The organism is Streptococcus pseudopneumoniae IS7493 (assembly GCF_000221985.1).
In the GTDB taxonomy this organism is placed as follows: Bacteria; Bacillota; Bacilli; order Lactobacillales; family Streptococcaceae; genus Streptococcus; species Streptococcus pseudopneumoniae.
On the sequence record NC_015875.1, the window covers coordinates 1,697,547 to 1,721,367 of the forward strand.

A 23,821-nucleotide genomic window follows, 5' to 3' on the forward strand; every position below is an offset into this window, starting at 1 on the left:
TCTTTTCACACTTTCTTTGTTAAATTAATTTGGCTAGTAGACAAAAGATAAACTAAAGCATTAAAGACAATGAAAATATTTCCATAGAATAAGATTAGCCTCGCCTCCAAACCAAGATACAGTTTGACCATCAAAAAGATGAGCAAAAGAATTTGAAACCATAGCGTTTTTCCAAAAATAAATTTAAAGCGATTTTGAATGTCTGCTTCCTTAATTTTTACCGCCAAACCTTTATTAGCAAGAAGGAAAACTCCTGCTTCAAATAAGCCACTGTAGAGAACAAGCCATCCAATCGATACATTCGAGATTTTCAAAAATGTACCTAAAAGAATATCCAAAACACTACTCAAGAAAATAATAAGAAATAATCTGTATTTCATATAAATCACCTCCTTTTACTACTATTCTCAATCTACTATATCTCTAAAAGTTTAACTTGCTCTAAAAGCTCCCCAAGCCGCTGTACAAAACTGTGCTCCTAAAATCCCGCCGGCAAGAGTTCCCACAACTGGGATAACACTCCCCAGAGCTGCACCTCCTATTGTACAAATTCCTAATGCTTGAACAACTTCTCCAGCCCCTACTTTATCTCCACCTTCAACACGAGCAAGCATTTCATTATCCATAACAGAAAATTGTGACATCATTTTTGTACCCATGACAAATACTCCTTTTTTATTTTTAATTTTTGTCTTGTTGCAACTTTGACAAGTTTAGTATATCATTGTTTTTTAAAATTTTTCATCCAAATCTTGAATTGTCATCGAAACGTCTTAAATTAGCTTTTTTATTTAAAACTACCTCTAAATTTTTTTAAAAAGATAATTTCTAATCACTTTTTTTACCATTCAGGAACTTTCAATGACTATTCAAGATTTCATAAAATATGAACTTATTTTTATGGCATAATATACCTATCTACTATATGAAAGGAATTGCCAATGACTTCTTATAAACGTACATTTGTTCCTCAAATAGATGCTAGAGACTGCGGTGTTGCTGCCTTAGCCTCGATTGCTAAATTCTATGGTTCAGATTTTTCTCTAGCTCACTTGAGAGAACTTGCAAAGACCAATAAAGAAGGAACGACTGCTCTTGGCATTGTAAAAGCCGCTGATGAAATGGGCTTTGAAACAAGACCTGTTCAAGCAGATAAAACTCTCTTTGACATGAGTGATGTCCCCTATCCATTTATCGTTCACGTTAACAAAGAAGGAAAACTCCAACATTACTATGTTGTCTATCAAACAAAGAAAGACTATCTGATTATTGGTGATCCTGACCCTTCTGTAAAAATCACTAAAATGTCAAAAGAACGCTTTTTCTCTGAATGGACTCGAGTAGCTATTTTTCTAGCTCCCAAACCCAGCTATCAACCCCATAAAGATAAAAAAAATGGTCTACTAAGCTTCCTTCCTCTGATTTTCAAACAAAAATCTCTCATTGCTTACATCGTTCTCTCAAGTTTATTGGTCACGATTATCAATATAGGTGGTTCTTATTATCTCCAAGGAATCTTAGATGAATACATCCCAAATCAGATGAAATCAACTTTAGGAATCATCTCAGTCGGTCTGGTTGTAACCTATATCCTCCAACAAGTCATGAGCTTCTCCAGAGATTATCTCCTAACCGTTCTGAGCCAGAGATTAAGCATTGATGTGATTTTATCCTATATTCGCCATATTTTTGAACTTCCTATGTCTTTCTTTGCGACACGTCGTACAGGAGAAATCATTTCACGGTTCACAGATGCCAACTCTATTATAGATGCCTTGGCTTCTACCATTCTCTCTCTTTTTCTGGATGTTTCTATTCTGATTCTTGTAGGGGGAGTCTTACTGGCACAAAACCCTAATCTCTTCCTTCTTTCTCTTATTTCTATTCCTATATACATGTTCATCATCTTTTCTTTTATGAAGCCTTTCGAAAAAATGAACCATGATGTCATGCAAAGTAATTCTATGGTTAGCTCTGCCATCATTGAAGATATCAACGGGATTGAAACTATAAAGTCGCTCACGAGTGAAGAAAATCGCTATCAAAATATAGACAGCGAATTTGTAGATTATTTAGAAAAATCCTTTAAGCTCAGTAAATATTCTATTTTACAAACGAGTTTAAAGCAGGGAACAAAATTAGTTCTGAATATCCTTATCCTATGGTTTGGCGCTCAATTAGTCATGTCGAGTAAAATTTCTATCGGTCAGTTGATTACCTTTAACACACTTCTTTCTTACTTTACAACTCCTATGGAAAATATTATCAACCTCCAAACCAAACTCCAATCTGCGAAGGTCGCTAATAACCGCTTGAACGAGGTCTATTTAGTCGAATCTGAATTTCAAGTTCAAGAAAACCCTGTTCATTCACATTTTTTGATGGGCGATATTGAATTTGATGACCTTTCTTATAAGTATGGTTTTGGACGAGATACCTTAACAGATATTAATCTCACGATTAAACAAGGAGATAAGGTTAGCCTAGTTGGAGTCAGTGGTTCTGGTAAAACAACTTTAGCCAAAATGATTGTCAATTTCTTTGAACCCTACAAAGGACATATTTCTATCAATCATCAGGATATTAAAAACATTGATAAAAAAGTCTTGCGCCGTCATATTAATTACCTACCCCAACAAGCCTATATATTTAATGGCTCTATTTTGGAAAATTTAACCTTGGGCGGTAATCATATGATTAGTCAAGAAGATATTCTAAGAGCTTGTGAATTAGCTGAAATCCGTCAAGACATTGAAAGAATGCCTATGGGCTATCAAACTCAGCTCTCTGATGGAGCTGGTCTATCAGGAGGACAAAAGCAACGAATCGCTCTCGCTCGTGCTCTTTTAACTAAAGCTCCTGTTTTAATACTAGATGAAGCTACTAGCGGTCTTGATGTCTTGACTGAGAAAAAAGTTATAGATAATCTTATGTCCCTAACTGATAAAACCATTCTCTTTGTAGCCCATCGTCTCAGTATAGCCGAACGGACTAACCGTGTCATTGTTCTTGACCAAGGGAAAATCATTGAAGTGGGTAGTCACCAAGAGTTAATGCAGGCGCAAGGCTTCTACCATCATCTATTCAATAAATAAGGAGAATGTCATGAATCCTAATCTTTTTAGAAGCGTCGAGTTTTATCAGAGACGTTACCATAACTATGCGACAATGTTAATTATACCTCTTTCATTACTATTTACTTTCATCTTGATTTTCTCCCTTGTTGCCACAAAAGAAATTACTGTTACTTCCCAAGGAGAAATCGCCCCTACAAGTGTCATTGCATCTATTCAGTCAACAAGTGATAATCCTATCCTAGCTAATCATTTAGTGGCAAATCAAGTAGTTGAAAAAGGTGACTTACTCATCAAATACTCTGAAACAATGGAAGAAAGTCAGAAAACTGCCTTAAAAACTCAATTACAAAGACTTGAGAAGCAAAAAGAAGGACTTGGAATTTTGAAACAAAGCTTAGAAAAAGCGACTGATCTTTTTTCTGGCGAGGATGAATTTGGCTACCATAATACCTTTAGGAATTTTACTAAACAATCCCATGATATTGAACTGGGTATCACAAAGACTAACACCGAAGTTTCAAATCAAGCTAATCTTGCCAATAGCAGTTCATCAGCCATCGAACAAGAAATTACAAAAGTTCAACAACAAATTGGAGAATATCAAGAGTTGAGAGATGCTATCATAAATAACAGAGCACGCTTACCAACTGGCAATCCGCACCAGTCAATTTTGAATCGTTATCTTGTAGCCTCACAAGGACAAACACAAGGAACTGCAGAGGAGCCATTTTTATCTCAAATTAATCAAAGTATTGCAGGTCTTGAATCATCTATCGCAAGCCTCAAAATTCAGCAAGCTGGTATCGGAAGTGTAGCAACTTATGATAATAGTTTAGCAACCAAAATTGAAGTACTCCGTACTCAATTTTTACAGACAGCCTCACAGCAACAACTAACCGTGGAGAATCAATTAACAGAATTAACAGTACAACTAGATCAAGCGACACAGCGCTTAGAAAACAATACCTTAACCGCCCCAAGTAAAGGTATCATTCACTTAAACAGTGAATTTGAAGGTAAAAATAGAATTCCAACTGGTACAGAAATTGCTCAAATATTCCCTGTCATCACAGATACAAGAGAAATACTAATCACTTACTACGTATCTTCTGACTATCTACCTCTACTAGATAAAGGACAAACTGTAAGATTAAAACTGGAGAAGATTGGAAATCACGGCACCACCATTATCGGTCAACTTCAGACAATTGATCAAACTCCTACCAGAACAGAGCAAGGTAATCTCTTTAAATTAACCGCTCTTGCAAAACTATCTAATGAGGATAGTAAACTCATCCAATATGGCTTACAAGGTCGCGTCACTAGTGTAACTGCAAAGAAAACATATTTTGATTATTTCAAAGATAAAATTTTAACCCATTCTGATTAATTTTCAGATAACACTCTATAACTATTTATTATCTTATCAAAAAGGAGAATCATAACATGGATAAGAAACAAAACCTAACTTCATTTCAAGAACTAACAACTACCGAACTCAACCAAATTACAGGTGGAGGACTGTGGGAAGATATCTTATACAGCCTTAATATAATTAAGCATAACAATACGAAAGGACTTCATCATCCAATACAACTATAAAAAATAAGACCGAGTAACAAGAACTCTCGGTCTTATTTTTTTCATCATTCTGTAGGTATCATAGTAAGCACCTGACGAAAGACTTGATCTTGACAGGTAGTATTGAGACTAGCATTGGGATAACTTTCCACAAGCTTCATAACGGTATAGAGACCAACTCCTCTATCCTCCCCTTTAGAACTGGCTCCAAAGGAGAAGATTTCAGAAATATCTATGCTCTCTTTTTTGATGGAGTTTTCAATGATAAAGGTCTCCTGTGCTCCATTTTTAAAAAAGGCAATTGAAACATGAGGTTGACTAGTCTCTGCACTGGCTTCAATAGCATTATCACAAAGGATAGACACAATGGTTAGAAAATCAAGTAGGCTCATCCCCTCAACCTGAATCTCCTCAGGAACTTCAACATTAAAGACAATGTTCTTTTCTCTAGCTTTTAGAAATTTCCCTGCTAGGAGACTTTTGAGGGCGCGGTCCCGAACATTCAACAATCGCCCAAGGTCATATTTATTGTCCTGCAATTTCTGACTGGAATCTTTTAAGACGGAGCCGTAGACCTCTTTTATCTGCTCCATATCCTCCTCTTCAATACCCAGACGTAAACTAGTCAAGAGGTTGGTGTAGTCATGGCGAAAACTCCGTACTTCCTTGTAAAGCTCCTCTATATGCCGACTATAGCGTTCCATATCTCTATAGCGCAAGGCCTGCTCTTGGTTCAGTCTATCATGGAGTTTGTCCTTCAAATAGGTATCCAATTTCTTGATAACCCCCATAAAAAATAGGAGGTAGAACACTAGGATGAGATGGCGAACAGTCGTTGATTGAATACCTTGCTCATATTCAAAGTAAGACAGACTTTGTATCACCAAATAGTAAGCCCCCATTATCCAGTTAATCTTAGTCAGGGACTTTTGAAAACCTGTATCGAGAATCTCCCTTCTCAAACTAGTAAAATCATAGTCCAACCATTTCAAAAAGGCTAGAGAAATGAAGAAATTGAAAATTATTATACATAACCCAGTAAATGAGTAGCCATCATATACTTGCCCTTGTCCCAAAAATGGAAGCACAAAATAGGAGACTCCTCTATAAAAGAGATTCACCAATATCATTGGAAAGAGACCATAAAAGAAAAGGAGTTTTTTAGGAAGCCCTCTTAACAATAAGAAAGACAAGCATATGCCGTACAAGGGTTCCATAAAATAAGATAGGTAAACATTTCCTACCATATAGCCAATCATTACAAAAACAAAGGCCAACAGTATCTTCAAAAGAAAGGCTTTAAAAATCCTCTCGAAAGTAAGATTAATTCCATCTACCTTAAAGAAAATGACAATTTCTAGCCCATTAGTAATGAGTGTATGCAATAATATCCAAACAATATTCATAAACTCTCCTAGTTCAGTGTAAGTTATTAATAGCCTCAGACACTTCCCTGACCTTATAACGCGCGATCAGACAACTTCCACCATTGGGAAAGAAAAGGAGTTTTTCTTTCTTATCCAAATGCACCACATTTGCAGGATTGATGAGAAAAGAGCGGTGGCACTGCAAGAGACGGGGTTCCTGCTTAAAAACCTCCTCTAAACTCGCTGTAAATTCCAGCCTGTCTGTCTTGGTATAAAGAATAACACGATGGGCTCTGGGCGACGTTTCGAGATAGTAAACCTCTTTAAAAGGATACTGAAATTGGGCAAATTTTGATTTAAAGTAAAAGCAATCTTCCGCCAGACTTTTACTATCTTGACTATTGGCATAGAGGAGGGCTGTCTCGATCCGAGATTCAAACTCCTCTGCTGACAAGGCCTTATCAATATAGTCCAGAGCAGACACTTGGTAGCGAAAGGACAGGGGCATAAACTCTGAGTGAGTCGTCACAAAGACAATCAGGGCATAGGGGTCTCGATCCCGAATCTTTCTAGCCACCTCTAGACCCTTCATCTCCTCATTTCGAATCTCAATATCCAAAAAGAATAGCTGATGGCCCCCCTTCTCATGCACCTCTGCCAGCAGTTGGTCCGGCTTGCCAAATACCTCAAAAGAGCTAGGAATGATATGATGTGCTTTCAAAAGTTTCTCAATCGTCGTTTCAATCCTAGTCTGTTGGGAAAAATCATCTTCTAAAACAAATATTCTCATCTTCTTACTCTCCTTCTTTCAACCATTTTTGACGAATTTCTCTATAGCGACGTCTGGCATACTTGACAGCGTATTGACCTTCTTCTCCAAGAAAAAGGATTCTTTCTTGAAAATCAATCGATTTTACTTTATCAAGATTGACCAAACAATTTCGATGACATCTCATCAAGGTTTCCCCATATTGGTTCTCAAGATCACTTAAATTTTGAACCATATTAAAACTAGCTTCTTCTGTAACAATCTGTACAGTATGGGCTTTAGTTGGATGTGTTTGGATATAGTAGACATCGTCGATGTTTACTTTATAAACTGTTTTCTGTGTCTGAATAATCATATGTTTCATTGGATTCTCCTCCTAAGAAAAGAATAACAGAAAAGTTCTCACACAAGCGCACCCAATCCTAAACAGTCTTTGAAAACTCCTAAAAGGACTATTTTTCTACAACATCATGATGAGCTTACAACTATTTTATCATAAAATCTTAACAGTACCATTCAGGAAATTTCAAGGACAATTAAAGATTTGATGGTGAAAAAGGAGATAAAAGTGATAGACTATGATTATAGAAAGACTATGTTTGCAACAACTTTAAAAATCATCAAAAAAGGAGGGGTGCATATGATTTATTCACATCCACCATGATTAACACCCTATAAATATACTCTATTGCAATTGACGTAAATATAACAAGGAGAAAATTATGGCCAAGTCAAATAAAACAAAACAATTAACATCAATCGAACTTTCTCATATAAATGGCGGTAGTATTCCATATGGATGGTATTCTCCGTTTCATATGATTAGCGATAATGTACTATGTAGAAATGGATATTCATATAATAAAGCTAATCTTGATAATGGTAAATGTATCATTGATTGGGGCAACATAGTTGGCAATGTTGCTAATAATATAGGTGCCTCACTAGGAGATTTACACAATCCCTTACCTTAAAACATAAATTATATAGGAGGTCACGTAAATGACAGACCCAATTAAAACTGCTCAGGCACTGATAACTGACTTAAACAAAGCCTACCAAGCATGCAGACAGGCAACCGCTGACGACGTCCGCTTTCAGGAGCAATTAAACTCTATTCTTGGCTTTCTAGCAAAGGCTGAGACAGTGGATAATCGAGTCTTGATTGAACTGGAAAAATTTTACCAGACTTCCAGTCTTCTCATGGGACTCAGCGCTCTCGATCCAGATGCTCCTACTCGTGCCGCTTGGCGGGCCTATGACCGCTTCCACTTTGACCAAGTCAAGACCAAGTTGAGCCTCTACGGGCCAACCATTATCTTGTAGAAAATAAAAGAAGTTGAGGCAAACTGAACTCAACTTCTTTTTTAGTGTCATATAGGCAATGTTAGTCCTGCATCTGACGTTTTACCTGATAAGGCAAATACAAGACTTGTAAAACCAAACCTGCACCCAGCAAGGCTAGAAGGGCTAGTTTTTCTTGGAAGGTAATCAACCCGACAACTAATTCCACAAGTAAAACAAAACTGGTCAATCCTCGGACTACCGCCTGCAAGCCTTTTTCCTTTTGCCCCTTGTCCAGTGGAAAGAGTTGAGTCAAATACTGGTAGTCAAAGGCATGATAGAGGGCCAGCAACTGGAAGAGCAAGAGGTAGTTAAAGAGAACTACCACTGCTGTCGCAATCCAAGCTTGCTCGATAAAGACCTGCGCCAGCAAGGAAAGTAGGAGCAGACGGAGACTGAGCGCAAAGAGATCTCCATTTCGCAAATAAGAACGAAGATAGAGATTTTGCCAAATCTTCCCAGGCACCTTCTGAACAACCTTTAGGATAAAGTCCAGATAGGCACGACGCTTGACGCTGTTTGAAATTCCCTTTACCTGCGTAAAGAGGGCAAAGAAACGAAGCAAGACTTGTTTGCGCTTGCTTTCTTGGGAAATGACATAGTCCCAGTTCAGTCCAGTTTCAGTGAAAAATTTGCTGGCCTTTTGACGAAAGAGGAAATATTTACCTAACCCAAACAAAAGCACATAGATTAGGAAGACAGGCAAGCCATAACCCATGGCTAAAAATAAGGGCGCAAATAAAAGCAAGAAAAGGGTCTGTACAAAGAGCCAAAAGACTAGGGAAATGCCAGTTTGACGCTTGAGATGGAGCTTGATTTCCTCTTCTCCAACTAAGAGAAAGAGCTTGTCTGGAGCCTCCATATAGGTGGCAATTCCACCCCAAAGCAACAGTAAAACAGAGGTAATTCCTACAAACAAAAGGATGGGCCAATGATTTTCAGGAAAATCTTGCAAGAGTTGACTGTACTGGTAGGCTAGAAAGCCCAGCAGGACAAGCAGGAACAAGACAAAGTGGTCATTGAGAACATAACGTAGATAACCAAGACACTCCTTACGAAAAGCCTGCTTTCTCTTTAAAAACAAGTCTTTCATAGGTCCTCCTCTTTGGTCAGAGCCAAGTAAATATCATTCAAACTAGCCTCAGGCATGTTAAAGGCTTCGCGCAGTTGCAGGAGATTTCCCTTAGCACGCACTTCCCCTTTGTGAAGAATGACAAAAGCATCACACATCTTTTCCGCTGAATCCAGCACGTGGGTACTCATGAGAATAGACTTGCCTTTTTGCTTTTCCACTTCCAAAAGCTGAATCAAGTCCGCAATAGCCAACGGGTCAAGACCAAGGAAAGGCTCATCCACGATGAAAAGACTTGGATCCACCACAAAAGCACAGATAATCATGACCTTCTGCTTCATCCCTTTTGAAAAATGAACAGGGAACCAGTCTAATTTCTGGTCCAGACGGAACATTTTTAACAAAGGTTCTACTCGATCAAAAGCAAGATCTTGCTCAATACCATAAGCCATGGCAACCGTTTCGATATGCTCTCTGAGGGTCAATTCCTCATACAAGCTAGGTGTCTCAGGAATGTAGCCAATTTGCTTGCGGTAACTTGTCGCATCTTCTTGCAGGGTCAGCCCATTGATATTGATGGAGCCACTATAAGGTGTCAACAGACCGATAATTTCATTGATGGTCGTCGATTTTCCAGCACCATTGAGACCAATCAAACCGACCAACTGCCCACTTTCAACAGTAAAAGACACATCTTTCAAAACAGGGACATGAACATAGCCACCTGTCAGGTTTTTAATTTCTAACATATTTTCTCCAAATCTGGTATAATGTAGCTATATTATATCAAAATTCAGTACAGTAGAGGTAGATTTTATGTCAGATTGCATTTTTTGTAAAATCATCGCAGGGGAAATTCCTGCTTCAAAAGTATATGAAGATGAGCAGGTTCTTGCCTTTCTTGATATCTCTCAAGTGACACCAGGACACACCTTGGTCGTGCCAAAAGAACACTATCGTAATCTTTTAGAAATGGATGCTACTAGCGCCAGCCAACTCTTTGCCCAAGTACCAAAAGTAGCTCAAAAAGTCATGAAAGCTACCAAGGCTACTGGTATGAATATCATTGCTAACTGTGAAGAAGTCGCAGGTCAAACCGTCTTTCATACCCATGTTCACCTCGTACCTCGCTACAGTGCGGACGATGACCTTAAGATTGATTTTATCGCCCACGAACCAGACTTTGACAAACTCGCTCAAGTCGCTGAAACCATCAAAAATGCCTAAGGAGTTGCCATGAAATTATCCAATCTATTGCTATTTGCAGGAGCTGCAGCTGGAAGTTATCTGCTCACAAAAAATCGCCAAACCATCACAGATGAAGTCTTGAATACCACTGACCGCGTTCAAGCTATCAAGGACGATGTGGATATTATCCAAAACAGCCTACAAATCATTGACCAGCAAAAAGAACTCATCAAGGAATATCAAGAAGACCTGACTTACAAGTTTAAGGTCTTGGAAAAGGATATCCAGACTAGACTAGCTGTGATTAAAGAAACACAGGAAATCGAAGATAAGTAAAAAGAGCCAGTCGGCTCTTTTTTAAAACGTAAACAAGTTATATCCCATCAACTATACATCATAATTTAGGCAACTCATACTCAATAAAAATCAAAGAGCAAACTAGAAAGCTAGGCGCAGGCTGCTCAAAACACAGTTTTGAGGTTGTGAATAGAACTGACAAAGTCAGCTCAAAACACAGTTTTGAGGTTGTAGACAAGCCGACGCTGACGTGGTTTGAGGAGATTTTTAAAGAGTATCATTCACCATTTCACAACTAAATCGAAGATTTTCCGCCGTACTGAAAACGAGTCTGGGATAAAAGTCTAATCTTCAATATAAAAAGCGAACAAAACGAGTTATCTGACACTCAGAATTCTGTCTTGTTCGCTTTTTTATCTAATCTATCGATTTTTAAAATTTATAATAAAGAATTCCTGAAATCAAAATCTTTTTGTCTCAGACTCGTCCGGAAACTTTGAGACCTAGGCTCAAAGTTTAGGTATGGAACTTCGAAGAAGATCGCTACCGTCCGTCATTACTTAAGGAAAGTCTTAAAAAAATCTATAAACAAAAAGAGCCACTCGGCTCTGAGCCACTCGGCTCTTTTGTTTATACTCAATGAAAATCAAAGAGCAAACTAGGAAGCTAGCCGCAGGCTGTACTTGAGTACGGCAAGGCAACGCTGACGTGGTTTGAATTTGATTTTCGAAGAGTATTATTCTCCTTCAAAGGCATCTTTAATATGGTCAAAGAAGCCCTTTTTCTTTGGATTGACTTTTAAATCACCAGCAGCTGCAAATTCTTTCAAGGCTGCTTTTTGACGATCGTTCAAGCCTGTTGGTGTTACGACATTAACGGTAACATATTGGTCACCAACTGCACCACCACGAAGACTCGGAGCTCCTTTGCCACGTAGGCGGAATTTCTTACCAGTCTGAGTTCCCTCTGGGACAACCAATTCAACATCACCGTGAACAGTTGGAATATCTACTGTGTCACCAAGAGCTGCTTGGACAAAGTTGAGGTTGAGATTGTAGAAGATAGTAGTTCCTTCACGTTCAAACTTATCGCTGGCTTCCACAGAAACAACCACGTACAAGTCACCATAAGGTCCACCGTTAAATCCAGCTTCACCTTGACCAGCTAGGCGAATTTGTTGACCAGTTTCCACACCAGCAGGAATTTTGACATGTACGCTATGATCTTGTTTTTCATGCCCTGTTCCGTGACATGTTGTACATGGATCTTTGATTTCTTTTCCGCGACCATGACAGACATCACAGGTTACTTGACGACGCATCATACCAAGCGGAGTCTGCGTATCGACGTTAATGACACCAGCACCATGACAGCGTCCACAAGTGACTGGACTGGTTCCTGGCTTAGCACCTGAGCCATTACATGTACGACAGCTTGCTTCACGGTTGTATTTAACTTCTTTTTCAGCTCCAAAAATAGCTTCTTCAAAGGTCAAGTTCACACGATACTGGAGGTCATCCCCTTGGCGAGGAGCATTTGGATTGCGTGAAGCACCGCCTCCGCCGAAGAAACTTGAGAAAATGTCCTCAAAACCACCGAAGCCACCTGCCCCATTGAAACCGCCAGCTCCACCACCGAAGCCTCCAAATCCACCATTGGCGCCTGCAGCACCATATTGGTCATAGGCAGCCCGTTTTTGGTCGTCACTCAAAGTCTCATAGGCTTCTTGAACTTCCTTGTACTTTTCCTCAGCACCAGGCTCCTTATTGATATCTGGGTGATATTTTTTCGAAAGCTTACGATAAGCCTTTTTGATCTCGTCTGCCGAAGCGTTTTTTGACACCCCCAGACGATCATAAAATTCAGTATTGTTCATACAAGATACCAAGACCGTAAAATTCGACTGAAAAATAGGAAATCTGACGCTGGAGCGATGCTCCTAGACAGATTTATCTTTTTTCCGAGAATTTAGGTCGGGTTCAATTCCTTTCTGTTATATTAAGTAAGAAATTTGGGAACCCGTGTTCAATTCCCTGAACACATTTGTTCCTTTCTTTCATATTGATGAGACAAAACCCAAACAAATGATATTCCGTCCCTTTTTATCGAAAAACAGAGGCTGGGTTGCAACCTCTGCAAATAAGTAAATTAACTTTATTTTGATTTTAAATATCCTATAAGTACAGAAATATTTATATATTTTTGTCTCTTCTTAGTATTTGCTATAAAATTCCAATAGATTAGAAGGAATACACCGACAACCCAAATCATGCCCATTATAAACGATATTATAAATTCTGGTTTTTGTATGGTTGCTGATACTAGTGCTGATACTAGCGCTGACAACAATACTGAAGTAACAAAATTCCTTACCGCCTCATCATTTTTAACACAACTTTCATGCTCAGCTAAAATAATTGCTTTATACCTAGCCAAATATACTGCTGGAATATTATCTATAAAATCTTTTGCAGACTCATAACTATCAGCTTTATTACAGAAATCATTATAAACTTTTCGTGTATTTTTTAGATATTCTTCAGCCAATACACTCATCTTACTTTTCAGTAAACTCTCCGTCTACGACGTCATCGCCTGCGTTTCCTGTTGCTTGTGTGCCTTCTGCTCCTGCTTGAGCTTGTTGCGCTGCTGCTGCTTGTTCGTAGAGTTTAACAGCAAGTCCTTGAGCTTTTTCGTTCAATGCTTCAAGTTTTGCTTTCATATCGTCCAAGTTGTTGTCTTCTTGAGCTTTTTTAAGGTCATCAAGGGCAGATTGGGCAGCGTCACGTTCTGCGTCGAATCCTTTGCCTTCAGTTTCCTTGATTGTCTTTTCAGTCGCAAAGATCGCTTGGTCTACTTCGTTACGAAGGTCAACTTCTTCTTTACGTTTCTTATCTGCTTCAGCGTTAGCTTCTGCATCTTTCATCATGCGGTCAATTTCTTCGTCAGTCAAACCTGAGTTTGATTGGATGACAATTGTTTGTTCTTTTTGAGTTCCAAGGTCTTTAGCTTTAACAGACACGATACCGTTCTTGTCGATATCAAATGTTACTTCGATTTGAGGAATTCCACGAGGTGCAGCTGGGATATCTGTCAATTGGAAACGTCCAAGAGTCTTGTTATCTGCTGCCATTGGGCGTTCACCTTGAAGAACGTGGATATCAACGGCTGGTTGGTTGTCTGCCGCAGTTGAGAAGACTTGTGATTTAGATGTTGGGATTGTTGTATTGCGGTCGATGAGTTTTGTGAAGACTCCACCCATTGTTTCGATACCAAGTGACAATGGTGTTACGTCAAGAAGGACAACGTCTTTGACATCACCAGTAATCACACCACCTTGGATAGCCGCACCCATAGCAACTACTTCGTCAGGGTTTACTGATTTGTTTGGTTCTTTACCAGTTTCAGCTTTAACAGCTTCAACAACGGCAGGGATACGAGTTGAACCACCAACAAGGATAACTTCGTCGATTTCTGACAAGCTCAAACCTGCATCCGAAAGGGCTTGACGAACTGGAACTTTTGTACGTTCTACAAGGTCACGAGTCAAATCGTCAAATTTCGCACGAGTCAAAGTCATTTCCAAGTGAAGAGGGCCAGCTTCACCTGCAGTGATAAATGGCAAGCTGATTTGAGTTGAAGTTACACCAGAAAGGTCTTTCTTCGCTTTTTCAGCTGCATCTTTCAAACGTTGCATTGCCATCTTGTCAGTAGACAAGTCAATACCGTTTTCTTTCTTGAATTCTGCTACCAAGTGGTCAATGATTTTTTGGTCAAAGTCGTCACCACCAAGTTTGTTGTCCCCTGCAGTTGACAATACGTCGAAGACACCGTCACCCAATTCAAGGATAGAGACGTCGAATGTACCACCACCAAGGTCAAATACCAAGATTTTTTCTTCTTTGTCAGTCTTGTCCAAACCATAAGCAAGAGCTGCTGCAGTTGGTTCGTTAACAATACGTTCTACTTCAAGACCAGCAATTTTACCAGCGTCTTTTGTTGCTTGACGTTGAGCGTCGTTGAAGTAAGCAGGAACTGTGATAACTGCTTTGGTTACTTTTTCACCAAGATAGTCTTCAGCGTATCCTTTCAAGTATTGAAGAATCATAGCTGAGATTTCTTGTGGAGTGTATTCTTTTCCATTAGCAGAAACTTTTTCAGAAGTTCCCATTTTAGATTTGATAGAGATAACTGTATCTGGGTTTGTAACTGCTTGACGTTTCGCAGCGTCACCAACAATGATTTCTCCGTTTTTGAATGAGACTACAGATGGAGTTGTGCGGTTTCCTTCTGGGTTTGCGATGATTTTACTTTCAGTTCCTTCAAGAACTGCTACTGCTGAGTTTGTTGTACCTAAGTCAATACCGATAATTTTAGACATGTGTTTTTCTCCTTGTTAGTTAATTTTCTTTTTGATATTTCCCTTAAGTGGTGGGGACGTGAGCAACTCCCTTCGGGATTTCATCACTTATTTTTGAGCCTATTGTCTCAAAAATCCCCTGTTTCAGTAGCAAAAGCTACTGAAACTTTTACCACGGCGGGAAATATCTTCCTTGCAAGCCTCCGGCTTGCCTCTTATCTTTCTTCATAGTTTATTGTCGTTTCGGACAAGTTTTCTATTATGTAAATTGCGACACGAGAAGTCGAAATCGATTTTATTTCGACGACGAGTTAATAAGGAGGCTAGGCAAATGCCATAGCGATTGCCGTTTTCTGACGAGTTGCTTTAGCTACCGTCAGAATTGCCGAATCGAACACGCCCTAAGCTCTGAGTAAAAAAGATAGATTTTCTTGTGTTCATCGAACACTTCGTCAATCTCCTATTTTTACTGCGAGCTTTTTACGGGCTTTGTATCTTAGTTATACACCACTACCATTGCTGGGCGTAGGATGCGGTCATGGAGTTTGTAGCCTTTTTGGAAAACTTGGGCGATGGTATCTGCTGGGTGTTCATCGTCTGCTGGGAGAGTTTGGATGGCCATATGGTAGTTATGGTCAAATTCGCCATCTGCTGCGATTTCTTCAATTCCTTCTTCTTTCAAAGAGTGAATCAAGCTTTCTTGCACCATCCCCAAGCCCTTCTTCACATCATCTGTCAAACCTTCAACTGCAAGTGCACGCTCAAGGTTGTCAAGAGATGGTAAGATTGCTTTTGCCAAGTCCTGGCTACGATAACGTTGCAAGTTTTGACGTTCTTCATTGGCACGGCGTTGGATATTTTGCATTTCTGCATGAGCGCGAAGATATTTGTTTTCGAACTCATCTGCACGTTCATTTGCCAAGTCCAACTCAGACTTTTCAGGAGTTGTTTCTTCAGCTGTTTCCACAACTTCCTCTTCTTGAACTTCTTCTACTTCTTCCTTTTTTATATCTTGGGCCATGTTCGCCTCCTTTAATGATTTCAATCTTAGTGTACTTCGTAATGATTACTGCTGAGGTAGCGGTAAAAATCTGTCAACTTCATGGTCAAAACACGGTTGACCACATTGACTTGGTTGATTAGCTGTTGGTAATCCAGATTGACTGGACCGATAATGGCTAGAATTCCAACTCCCCGATAAGGAATGAGGAACTTGCTACTAATCACCGCTAGGTCAGCTAGACAGGACTCTTGACTGTCTGCAACACAGACATTTTGCATCTGATCTTCACGCAATCCCTCACGAATCTCCAGAGCCACCTTTTGCGGTTGGTCAAAGAACTGATAAGCTGCCAGATTGGCAAAATTCAAGAGATTGACCTTGCCCGCCACCACAATGTTTTCGTTGAACATTTCCTTAAAGATGTGTTCAAAGAGATCAATGACATTGTCCGTTGTTGTAAAGTATCGCTGGATAATCTGCGGAATCTCCGTCCGAATCTTGTAGTGAATATCTAGAACAGTGTGACCGAGGAAACGTTCTCGAATGATTGCCTTCAGTTTCAGCAAATCTTCCTGCAAGAAGTTCCTTGGAATCAGAAACTGACTGGTAACCGTTCGCGACTCGTCTAGGGTAAATACTGCCAAGGCTGTATGTTGCCCCAAAACAACGATATCAAAGGCTGTCAACCACTGCCTGCTGGGCTCAACATCCAGTGCCACTACCGTACAGCCACTCAAGTCTGTCAGTAGATTAGCAGCCTCTTGCAGAATATCCTCCAATTTGAAGAATTCCTGATCAAAGGCTTTGACAATCTCATATACCTCATTTTCAGCTAGTCGGTCAAAATCCAGTGAGTGTTTCACATAGTACTGAAAACCAGCAACACTTGGCATCCGACCACTTGAAGTATGAGCCTTCTCAAGCAAACCTTGCTTTTCTAGAGCCGCCATGTCATTACGAATGGTAGCACTGCTAGAGTTAATAGACTCTTGCAAGGCTTTGGATCCGACAGGTTCGTGCGTTTTGGTAAAGATGTCAATAATCAGATTTAAAATATCCTGCTGACGCTCTGTAACCATCTCATCACTCCTCTCTGTCTGATCGATTAGCACTCGATGCACTCAAGTGCTAACTTATGATTCTATTATACACCCTTAAAAGAGAATGTCAAGATAAAAACTCAAAAAATTAGCACTCTTTTACCAAGAGTGCTAAAAATCAGTCTAAAGACCTAGAACCTTACTGTTTATCTACTCGATATTTCCTTTTTAGTCTGAAATAACCATAGATTAGATAAGAAATCATGAAAGCATACAAAACAAAAATAATGAAGAAAGACATAGAAAGATCTTCTCTAAATAAACTCATACAAACAACCAAACCACCTGAGAAAGCAACTGTACATGAACGAAGTCTAGATCGCATAACTTCCCATCTGAGCCCCTTACTCATATAGACTTGATCCTCTGGAAGTAAATCAGAAGACGATTTACGAAGAATCGAACAAAAACCTGCTCCTATCAATTCCCAACCTCTATTTCTAAAATCTTGCAGTTCATGCTTATATTTTTTAAGAAATCTAGAATCATAGATACGGTAGATGACATCGTCTGGTTGACATTGGTCAAGATAGAACAAACCAAAACGACCCGTTCTATATCTCCAACCTTTCAAATGCATCTCATGCAAATACTCTTCTTCCTTGTCCAAATCAACAATGGTGAAAATCCGAAATTCTACTCTGCTATTCATTGTCTTACCCCAAAATTAGAAAACATGCCTGGTGTTATTTATTAGATAATTCTTTCCACTTTTGACTCAATCTCCAAAAAATATAAGAAATCTGAACCGCAAAAACTATCAATAAAACCCAATCTATTATGAAAATCAAAAATACTTCCCAACTGAAAGAACTAGCTCCACTGACAAACTTTGAGAAAACCGGTAGTAGAGCTAAAAAGAGAAGCAGAGTAGGAAGCATCCGCCTCGTTAAAATCCTTTTGGCATAAAAAAATCTTTATTTAAACTAAAATATTATAGCAAAATTTACGCCAGTTTTTGAACGGCTGATGTAGATATTTTATACTTTCAAAATGTTTAAATGTGATTATTTATTTTTGAAAAATAGCTCACCAGCCCGACTGAAAGTGCTTATAGAATGATAATAAGTCGCCTGCCGAAAACAGCGAAAAATAGCGGTGTTGTGCGGAGATAATCTGACTCGATGCTAAAGTATATTGTATACTTATTTTCAACAATTTAGCAGAGTATTTTTATAAGTATGATATAATAGAAGTATAATTTGTTCTGATAGTTTATTTTATGGAGAAGTAGATTTTTAAATGCGGAGGGTTCAATATGGTTGAGTTTATAAAGTCTAAGAAAGAAATGAGTGAGGAGGATATTAAAGCAAATTTCATCACTCCTGCTATTGTATCCAAAGGATGGAAAAATGGTGAGCATATCGCTTACGAAGAATACTTCACTGATGGTCGAATTGAGGTTAGAGGAGATAAGGCTCGTCGTAAAGAGGGGAAAAAATCAGACTATTCACTGTATTACCAATTTGGAACTCGAATTGCAATTGTTGAGGCAAAGGATAATAAACACAGCGTTCGAGCAGGATTACAACAAGCTATTGAATACGGAGAGATTTTAGATGTTCCATTTGTTTATTCTTCGAATGGTGATGGCTTTATTGAACACGACCGTATCACGAGAGAAGAACGTGAGCTGGAGTTAGACGAATTCCCTACTCGTGAAGAATTATTTTCTCGTATGACGAAGGAAAAAGGATTGACGTACGAAATTACAGAAGCTATCTCAACTCCATACTATACAGACGCCTTCTCAATGAAAACGCCACGCTATTATCAGCAAATAGCTATCAACCGTACTATTGAAACAGTTGCCAGAGGACAAAAACGAGTAATGTTTGTGATGGCAACAGGAACGGGGAAAACGTTCATGGCTTTTCAAATTATTCATCGCCTTCGAAAAGCTGGTTTGGCTAAACGAGTTTTATTCTTAGCGGATAGAAACATCTTAGTAGACCAAACGATGGCTGAAGACTTTAAGCCATTCGAAAAGGTAATGACGAAAATTACACCAAAACTTTTGACTGCTCCTGAAAAATTAAATTCTTTTGAAATTTATCTAGGGCTTTATCAGCAACTAACTGGTGAAGATGGAACTGAAACACATTATCAAAAGTTTGACAAAGACTTCTTTGATTTAGTCATAATTGATGAAGCGCACCGTGGTTCAGCTAAGGAAGACAGTAACTGGCGTAAGGTGATTGATTATTTCAGTTCTGCGACACAGATTGGGATGACCGCTACTCCTAAAGAAACCAAGAATGCTTCCAATACGGAATACTTTGGTGAGCCAATCTATACTTATAGTTTAAAACAGGGAATCGAGGATGGTTTTTTGGCTCCATATCGTGTTATGAGGATTAATTTAGATGTGGATGTGGATGGTTATCGTCCAGAAACTGGAAAAGTTGATGCTAACGGACAATTAATAGAAGATAGGTACTACGGCAGGAAAGATTTTGACAAAACCATTGTCATTTATGATAGAACGCAAAGAGTTGCCAAGTTTGTTTCTGATTATATGAAGCAAAACAATGCACGATTTGATAAAACAATTGTTTTTTGTGTTGATATTGACCATGCCGAGCGAATGCGTGCTGCACTTGTAAAAGAGAATCTAGACTTAGTCCAAGAAGACTATCGTTATGTCATGCAAGTAACTGGTGACAACGCTGAAGGAAAAGCTCAACTGGATAACTTTATGGATGTCAATTCTAATTTTCCCGCTATTGTAACAACGTCTAAATTATTAACGACAGGAGTTAATGCTAAAACATGTCGTTTGATTGTTTTAGACTCTAATATCCAATCCATGACTGAATTTAAACAAATTATTGGTCGTGGCACACGTCTTTATCCTCAAAAGGGGAAAGAATTTTTTACGATTATTGATTTTCGAAATGTTACCAATTTGTTTGCTGACCCTGATTTTGATGGTGAGCCAGTGAAGGTGCTGGAAACAGGTGCGAAAACAGTCAGTGGTTCTACACCTGGTTTCGTAGGTGAGGAAGATGACCCAGTAGAAAAATATATCGTTACAGACAAGCAGGTTACCATTCTTAATTCTACTGTTCAAGTATTGGATGAAAACGGGAAACTGATTACCGAAAGCCTGACCGACTACACTCGGAAGAATATCTTAGGTAGCTACGCCACTTTGAACGATTTTATCACAGTTTGGCATACGGCGGATAAAAAGAAGCTTATCTTAGACGAACTTTATAAAAAAGGAGTTTATCTAGATGCTATTCGAGAGTCGGAGGGAATATCAGAACAAGAAATCGATGATTTTGATTTACTCCTAAAACTTGCCTATGGTCAAAAAGAATTAACCAAAACGGAACGTATCAATAAACTCAAACAAAGCGGATATTTATATAAATATAGTGAGGAAGCGCGTGCTGTTTTGGAAATTTTACTGGACAAATACATGGATAAAGGTATTGGAGAACTCGAAAGCATTGAAACATTAAAACTTCCAGAATTTCAGATATATGGTGGAACCTTCAAAATCATCAATACTTATTTTGGAGATAAAAAACGATATTTACAAGCAATTAAAGAATTGGAGAAAGAGCTATTTACAGTAGCTTAATGAAAGGAAAGTATGTCAATTACATCATTTGTAAAAAGAATTCAAGATATCACTCGAAACGATGCTGGTGTTAATGGTGATGCTCAACGTATTGAGCAAATGTCTTGGTTATTATTCTTAAAAATTTATGATAGCCGTGAAATGGTTTGGGAATTAGAAGAAGACGAGTATGAGTCAATTATCCCAGAGGAATTAAAATGGCGAAATTGGGCTCATGCCCAAAATGGGGAACGGGTATTGACAGGCGATGAATTACTTGATTTTGTCAATAACAAGTTATTCAAAGAGTTGAAAGAGCTTGAAATAACTTCAAATATGCCTATTCGAAAAACGATTGTTAAATCAGCTTTTGAAGATGCGAACAACTATATGAAAAATGGCGTCTTGTTACGCCAAGTCATCAATGTTATTGATGAAGTTGATTTCAACAGCCCTGAAGATCGTCATTCGTTTAATGATATTTACGAAAAAATTCTTAAAGATATTCAAAATGCTGGGAACTCAGGAGAATTTTATACGCCACGTGCAGCGACTGATTTTATTGCCGAAGTTCTTGACCCAAAACTTGGAGAATCAATGGCAGACCTTGCTTGCGGAACAGGAGGCTTCTTGACTTCGACTCTGAACCGTTTAAGTAGTCAACGTAAAACTAGTGAAGATACAAAAAAATATAATACAGCTGTTTTTGGTATTGAAAAGAAAGCATTTCCTCATCTTTTAGCAGTTACAAATCTGTTTCTTCACGAAATTGATGACCCTAAAATTGTTCATGGAAATACTTTGGAGAAAAATGTTCGTGAATATACGGATGATGAAAAATTTGACATTATTATGATGAATCCACCTTTTGGAGGGTCAGAATTAGAAACAATAAAAAATAACTTTCCAGCAGAATTACGGAGTTCTGAAACGGCTGATTTATTTATGGCTGTCATTATGTATCGTTTGAAAGAAAATGGTCGTGTTGGAGTTATTTTACCTGATGGTTTTCTATTTGGTGAAGGTGTAAAAACTCGCTTGAAACAAAAACTGGTAGATGAGTTCAACTTGCATACGATTATTAGGTTGCCTCATAGTGTCTTTGCACCGTATACAGGAATCCATACGAACATTCTTTTCTTTGATAAAACAAAGAAAACAGAAGAAACTTGGTTTTATCGTTTAGATATGCCAGATGGTTATAAAAATTTCTCTAAAACTAAGCCGATGAAGTCAGAACACTTCAATCCTGTTCGTGACTGGTGGGAAAATCGTGAAGAGATTCTGGAAGGTAAGTTCTACAAATCTAAATCATTTACACCTAGTGAATTGGCTGAGTTGAATTATAATTTAGACCAGTGTGGTTTTCCAAAAGAGGAAGAGGAAATCTTAAATCCCTTTGAGTTGATTCAGAATTATCAAGCGGAAAGAGCAACTTTAAATCATAAGATTGATAATGTATTAGCTGATATTTTGCAGTTGTTGGAGGACAAATAATGACACCAGAACAACTTAAAGCAAGTATTCTCCAAAGAGCGATGGAAGGGAAATTAGTGCCGCAAAATCCCAATGACGAACCTGCAAGTGAATTATTAAAGAGAATTAAAGCTGAAAAAGAAAAACTTATCAGTGAAGGAAAAATCAAACGAGATAAAAAGGAAACTGAGATATTTCGTGGTGATGATCTCTTATTATGAGGAAGTTCCTTATGAAATACCAAAAAGTTGGGAGTGGGTGAGGTTTTCTACATTGGTTGAAATTGTTAGAGGTGGTTCTCCACGACCAATCAAAGATTATCTTACTTCCGAAGTAGATGGAATAAATTGGATAAAAATAGGTGATACTGAAAAGGGTGAAAAGTATATAAATAATGTTAAAGAAAAAATCAAAAAATCAGGGCTTAACAAAACTAGATTTGTAAAAAAAGGTACATTTTTGTTAACTAATTCTATGAGTTTTGGTAGACCTTATATTTTGAATGTTGATGGTGCAATACACGATGGATGGTTGGCTATTTCGAACTATGAAAACTCATTAAATAGAGATTACCTATTCTATATTCTTTCATCAAATGTAGTTTATTCTCAATTTTTATCTCTAATTAGTGGAGCTGTTGTGAAAAACTTGAATAGTGATAAAGTTGCTTCTATTCTAATCCCACTCCCACCCCTTCCTGAACAATCCAGAATCGTTGATAAAATCGAACAATTTTTCGCCCATATTGACGCACTAATTTAGTATAATAGTTTTACGTGCGGTGGAATTTCTATCAAACATAAGATAGGAGTTTTACGTTGAAAGAATTTGAATTACATTTGAAGAAAGCTGGTTTAGCTGAAAATACTGTGCGTTCGTACCTTTATGGTGTTCGATTTTTCTTGGAGAATTATGAACTCAAAATGGAAGATTTATTTGAATACAAGGGATATTTATTAGACAATTTTAAACCTAAAACTGTCAATTTGCGACTACAAGGAGTAAATAAATATCTGACTTTTATTGGTCATGATGATTTGAAATTAAAATTTGTCAAAGTACAGCAAAAACCGTTTTTAGAAGATGTCATTAGCTATGCTGATTACCTTTTTCTTAAACGTAGTTTGAAAAAAGATGGTATTTTAAAATGGCATTTTGTCGTTTGGTTTTTAGGTGCAACTGGGGCTCGTGTAAGTGAGCTTATTAAACTAAAAGTAGAGCATGTAGAAATCGGTTATTTTGACATTTACTCAAAAGGTGGTAAAATTCGTAGACTGTACATTCCTAAAAAATTAAGAAATAGTTGTCTTAGTTGGTTAGAATCAGAAAATCGCCGAAGTGGTTATTTATTTTTGAATAAATTTAATGAACCAATTACAGCAAGAGGAGTTGCTCAACAGTTAAAAAATTATGCTGATAAATACAAAATGAATCCTAAAGTAATTTACCCTCATTCTTTTAGACATTTATTTGCTAAGAATTTTTTATCGAAGTATAATGATATTGCATTGCTTGCAGATTTGATGGGACACGAAAGTATAGAAACTACTCGAATTTATCTAAGGAAAACAGCTACTGAACAACAAAATATTGTAGATAAAATTGTTAATTGGTAA

General features: G+C 38.1%; 23 protein-coding genes and 1 pseudogene. 11 read left to right on the plus strand and 13 right to left on the minus strand.

The window, feature by feature from the left end; all coding sequences use genetic code 11:
• Nucleotides 1–5: 5 nt before the first annotated feature.
• Both SPPN_RS08710 and SPPN_RS08715 read right to left on the minus strand, forming a co-directional pair.
• Nucleotides 6–380, minus strand: coding sequence for a hypothetical protein (locus SPPN_RS08710; protein ID WP_000877386.1), 375 nt, complete (start codon nt 378–380; stop codon nt 6–8).
• Between the two features lie 51 nt (nt 381–431).
• The gene (locus SPPN_RS08715) at nt 432–659 is read right to left on the minus strand and encodes a Blp family class II bacteriocin (RefSeq protein ID WP_000536880.1); all 228 of its coding nucleotides are present in this window, start codon (nt 657–659) and stop codon (nt 432–434) included.
• Nucleotides 660–941: 282 nt separating this feature from the next.
• Here SPPN_RS08715 and blpA point away from each other — a divergent pair, with 282 nt between their 5' ends.
• Genes blpA through blpC form a run of 3 tightly spaced genes read left to right on the plus strand, consistent with a single transcriptional unit; the run spans nt 942 to nt 4,679 of the window.
• Nucleotides 942–3,095, plus strand: a complete 2,154-nt coding sequence (gene blpA / locus SPPN_RS08720; protein ID WP_000205164.1) for a peptide cleavage/export ABC transporter BlpA — start codon at nt 942–944, stop codon at nt 3,093–3,095.
• A gap of 10 nt (nt 3,096–3,105) precedes the next feature.
• Nucleotides 3,106–4,467, plus strand: a complete 1,362-nt coding sequence (gene blpB / locus SPPN_RS08725) for a peptide export ABC transport accessory protein BlpB (protein ID WP_001069059.1) — start codon at nt 3,106–3,108, stop codon at nt 4,465–4,467.
• 56 nt (nt 4,468–4,523) lie between these two features.
• Nucleotides 4,524–4,679, plus strand: a complete 156-nt coding sequence (blpC, locus tag SPPN_RS08730) for a quorum-sensing system pheromone BlpC (protein ID WP_000358814.1) — start codon at nt 4,524–4,526, stop codon at nt 4,677–4,679.
• A 44-nt stretch (nt 4,680–4,723) separates the two neighbouring features.
• Here the strand turns inward: blpC and SPPN_RS08735 are convergent, their stop codons facing one another.
• From SPPN_RS08735 to SPPN_RS08745, 3 genes are read right to left on the minus strand one after another with little or no spacing between them, the layout of a single operon-like run.
• Entirely contained in the window at nt 4,724–6,064 is a 1,341-nt protein-coding gene (locus SPPN_RS08735) for a sensor histidine kinase (protein ID WP_001028650.1), read from the minus strand.
• Between the two features lie 13 nt (nt 6,065–6,077).
• On the minus strand, nt 6,078–6,815 hold the full coding sequence (locus SPPN_RS08740; protein WP_001219128.1) for a response regulator transcription factor: 738 nt from the start codon (nt 6,813–6,815) through the stop codon (nt 6,078–6,080).
• Between the two features lie 4 nt (nt 6,816–6,819).
• Entirely contained in the window at nt 6,820–7,158 is a 339-nt protein-coding gene (locus SPPN_RS08745) for a LytTR family DNA-binding domain-containing protein (protein ID WP_000682127.1), read from the minus strand.
• A 358-nt stretch (nt 7,159–7,516) separates the two neighbouring features.
• Here SPPN_RS08745 and SPPN_RS08750 point away from each other — a divergent pair, with 358 nt between their 5' ends.
• The gene (locus tag SPPN_RS08750; RefSeq protein WP_001130045.1) at nt 7,517–7,768 is read left to right on the plus strand and encodes a hypothetical protein; all 252 of its coding nucleotides are present in this window, start codon (nt 7,517–7,519) and stop codon (nt 7,766–7,768) included.
• A 28-nt stretch (nt 7,769–7,796) separates the two neighbouring features.
• Nucleotides 7,797–8,120, plus strand: coding sequence for a hypothetical protein (locus tag SPPN_RS08755; RefSeq protein ID WP_000131861.1), 324 nt, complete (start codon nt 7,797–7,799; stop codon nt 8,118–8,120).
• A 61-nt stretch (nt 8,121–8,181) separates the two neighbouring features.
• Here SPPN_RS08755 and SPPN_RS08760 read toward each other — a convergent pair whose 3' ends face one another.
• Nucleotides 8,182–9,231: an ABC transporter permease gene (locus SPPN_RS08760; protein WP_000653756.1), complete on the minus strand. Its 1,050-nt coding sequence runs from the start codon at nt 9,229–9,231 to the stop codon at nt 8,182–8,184.
• A complete protein-coding gene (locus SPPN_RS08765) occupies nt 9,228–9,959 on the minus strand; it encodes an ABC transporter ATP-binding protein (RefSeq protein WP_000889950.1) in 732 nt (243 codons plus the stop codon). Before SPPN_RS08765 ends, SPPN_RS08760 begins: the two co-directional genes overlap by 4 nt.
• A gap of 67 nt (nt 9,960–10,026) precedes the next feature.
• Here SPPN_RS08765 and SPPN_RS08770 point away from each other — a divergent pair, with 67 nt between their 5' ends.
• Together SPPN_RS08770 and SPPN_RS08775 are read left to right on the plus strand one after the other, a co-directional pair.
• Nucleotides 10,027–10,437 (plus strand): HIT family protein, encoded by a 411-nt coding sequence (locus tag SPPN_RS08770; RefSeq protein WP_001278321.1) that lies wholly within the window; start codon nt 10,027–10,029, stop codon nt 10,435–10,437.
• 9 nt (nt 10,438–10,446) lie between these two features.
• The gene (locus SPPN_RS08775) at nt 10,447–10,734 is read left to right on the plus strand and encodes a hypothetical protein (protein ID WP_000777749.1); all 288 of its coding nucleotides are present in this window, start codon (nt 10,447–10,449) and stop codon (nt 10,732–10,734) included.
• 697 nt (nt 10,735–11,431) lie between these two features.
• Here the strand turns inward: SPPN_RS08775 and dnaJ are convergent.
• The 6 genes from dnaJ to SPPN_RS08805 all read right to left on the minus strand — a co-directional run bounded on the left by dnaJ (nt 11,432) and on the right by SPPN_RS08805 (nt 17,810).
• Nucleotides 11,432–12,571, minus strand: coding sequence for a molecular chaperone DnaJ (gene dnaJ, locus SPPN_RS08780; RefSeq protein ID WP_014017330.1), 1,140 nt, complete (start codon nt 12,569–12,571; stop codon nt 11,432–11,434).
• Nucleotides 12,572–12,849: 278 nt separating this feature from the next.
• The gene (locus SPPN_RS08785) at nt 12,850–13,251 is read right to left on the minus strand and encodes a hypothetical protein (protein ID WP_000114360.1); all 402 of its coding nucleotides are present in this window, start codon (nt 13,249–13,251) and stop codon (nt 12,850–12,852) included.
• 1 nt (nt 13,252) lies between these two features.
• Nucleotides 13,253–15,076 carry a molecular chaperone DnaK gene (dnaK, locus tag SPPN_RS08790; protein ID WP_000034669.1) on the minus strand — a complete coding sequence of 608 codons (1,824 nt, stop codon included), beginning with the start codon at nt 15,074–15,076 and terminating at the stop codon, nt 13,253–13,255.
• Nucleotides 15,077–15,551: 475 nt separating this feature from the next.
• The gene (gene grpE, locus SPPN_RS08795) at nt 15,552–16,076 is read right to left on the minus strand and encodes a nucleotide exchange factor GrpE (RefSeq protein ID WP_000046024.1); all 525 of its coding nucleotides are present in this window, start codon (nt 16,074–16,076) and stop codon (nt 15,552–15,554) included.
• 26 nt (nt 16,077–16,102) lie between these two features.
• Nucleotides 16,103–17,137: a heat-inducible transcriptional repressor HrcA gene (hrcA, locus tag SPPN_RS08800; RefSeq protein ID WP_000255760.1), complete on the minus strand. Its 1,035-nt coding sequence runs from the start codon at nt 17,135–17,137 to the stop codon at nt 16,103–16,105.
• A gap of 160 nt (nt 17,138–17,297) precedes the next feature.
• Nucleotides 17,298–17,810: a DUF2812 domain-containing protein gene (locus SPPN_RS08805; RefSeq protein WP_001088680.1), complete on the minus strand. Its 513-nt coding sequence runs from the start codon at nt 17,808–17,810 to the stop codon at nt 17,298–17,300.
• A gap of 606 nt (nt 17,811–18,416) precedes the next feature.
• On the opposite strand from SPPN_RS08805, the gene hsdR reads away from it, so the two are divergent.
• The 4 genes and pseudogenes from hsdR (at nt 18,417) to psrA (ending at nt 23,821) form a co-directional block, all read left to right on the plus strand.
• A complete protein-coding gene (gene hsdR, locus SPPN_RS08815; RefSeq protein WP_000229093.1) occupies nt 18,417–20,750 on the plus strand; it encodes an EcoAI/FtnUII family type I restriction enzme subunit R in 2,334 nt (777 codons plus the stop codon).
• Between the two features lie 12 nt (nt 20,751–20,762).
• Nucleotides 20,763–22,226 (plus strand): class I SAM-dependent DNA methyltransferase, encoded by a 1,464-nt coding sequence (locus SPPN_RS08820; protein ID WP_000029046.1) that lies wholly within the window; start codon nt 20,763–20,765, stop codon nt 22,224–22,226.
• Nucleotides 22,226–22,955, plus strand: a pseudogene (locus SPPN_RS08825) (restriction endonuclease subunit S); the annotation flags it as partial. The gene SPPN_RS08820 and the pseudogene SPPN_RS08825, both read left to right, overlap by 1 nt.
• A 68-nt stretch (nt 22,956–23,023) precedes the next feature.
• Nucleotides 23,024–23,821 carry a tyrosine-type DNA invertase PsrA gene (psrA, locus tag SPPN_RS08830; protein WP_000657448.1) on the plus strand — a complete coding sequence of 266 codons (798 nt, stop codon included), beginning with the start codon at nt 23,024–23,026 and terminating at the stop codon, nt 23,819–23,821.